Consider the following 1,332-nt stretch of genomic DNA (forward strand, 5'->3'; position numbering starts at 1 on the left):
CGGACCTCGCCGGGCAGGAAGTCGCGGGTGTATTGTTCCAGCGACACCTGAATGGCCTGCATGACGCCCTCGCGGATCTCGGCCGAGCCGGTGCCAGAGACATTGATATGATGGGTCACAAGCATGGCGGCGGCATTGCCGCCGGAAGCGCCGCCCTGACCTGAAGGCTGGGAAGTGGCAGGCGGCGGGGCAGAGGTCAGGATCTGCCGCGTCTGACCCGCGTTGAAGATCCGCGCCGCGCCCGTCGCCTCCAGCTCGGGGCCATTCTCGCCCACGATGCGCCAGCCCCCGGCATGGTCGCCGCCGGTTGCGAACCCCGGCACGCCGGTCAGCCACTTCAGCCCCGCGCCCAGGAGGCCGCCGACAAAGGCCCCGCCCGGCCCGTAGCTCGCCCCGATCCCCTGCAGCGTGCCCGCGAGATTGGCGCCAAAGGTCTGCAGGCCGGTCCCCAGCTGCGCCGCCCCGGTCCCGAGTTGGCCGAGCTGGGCCTGCGCGCTGTCCGTAGTGCCCTCGAACCGCGACATTGCCGCCTCGGCCGCCGCAAGGCGCTGATCCCAATGCATGGCACCAGCCGGATTTGCGGCACTCCAGCCCTGCGGCCGCTCGTAGCCGACAAAGGCCTGCGTCGCGCCATAGAGGTTCGGCGCCGCCTGCAGCCGCTTCAGGACACCGTTCTCGCCGGAAAGCAGTTCCTGCCAGACAAACTCCAGCTGTGCCTGCACATTCGAAAGCCCGGCCTGACCCCCGACATAATCCAGAAGGGCCTGCCCCCGTCCGGCGTGATGCTGGAACAGGCCGAAAGACGTGCCGCCATCCCCCACCGCCAGCGGGTTGAACCCGCTTTCGGCAGAGGCATTGCCCATGATCGCCGCGATCTGGTGCGGCGCGAGACCTTTGGCCGCGAAGAAGGCCCAGACCTGTTGCTGGACATTGGCGCTGCCGCCAAGGCCTGCGGCATCGGGGACAGGTCTGACCGCAGCACAGCCCGGGCCGAGCTTCTGGTGTCGAATTTCCTGATCGCCGTGAAATGACCACCTGGACAGAAATCCGCTGTTGCGGTTGCCGTCGCCTGCTGTTCAAGATGACGGCAGGCGCGCTGGCCGGGGCGGTCTCGATCAAATGCCCCCGCTGCGCATCCTTCAATCATCTGAGGCCCGAGAGCCCCCACCCTCAGCGGCCAGACCGCGCAGGAAAGGACGCCTCGTGTGGCTCTTTGTTCCCCCGGAAGACATGACGGCCTTCGCGGCATCAGCCTTTGCGCCGGTGTCGGAGGCCTCGATCTCGGTATACACCTCGCAGAGCCCGGATATCGGACTGTGTGTCATGTCGAGC

Annotated in this window: 3 protein-coding genes; 2 read left to right on the forward strand and 1 reads right to left on the reverse strand. The window is 67.6% G+C overall.

Going from position 1 to position 1,332, the window contains the following annotated elements; all coding sequences use genetic code 11:
* Positions 1-875: phage tail tip lysozyme (locus tag C8N34_RS27080; protein ID WP_342352697.1), on the reverse strand; the 875-nt coding region annotated here is incomplete at its 3' end.
* Positions 876-878: 3 nt separating this feature from the next.
* Between C8N34_RS27080 and C8N34_RS27085 the strand changes: the two genes are divergently transcribed.
* Together C8N34_RS27085 and C8N34_RS27375 are read left to right on the forward strand one after the other, a co-directional pair.
* Positions 879-1,031 carry a hypothetical protein gene (locus C8N34_RS27085; RefSeq protein WP_244910762.1) on the forward strand — a complete coding sequence of 51 codons (153 nt, stop codon included), beginning with the start codon at positions 879-881 and terminating at the stop codon, positions 1,029-1,031.
* Positions 1,028-1,234: a Com family DNA-binding transcriptional regulator gene (locus C8N34_RS27375; RefSeq protein WP_108131047.1), complete on the forward strand. Its 207-nt coding sequence runs from the start codon at positions 1,028-1,030 to the stop codon at positions 1,232-1,234. Before C8N34_RS27085 ends, C8N34_RS27375 begins: the two co-directional genes overlap by 4 nt.
* Positions 1,235-1,332 lie beyond the last annotated feature (98 nt).

The organism is Gemmobacter caeni (assembly GCF_003054195.1).
In the GTDB taxonomy this organism is placed as follows: Bacteria; Pseudomonadota; Alphaproteobacteria; order Rhodobacterales; family Rhodobacteraceae; genus Gemmobacter; species Gemmobacter caeni.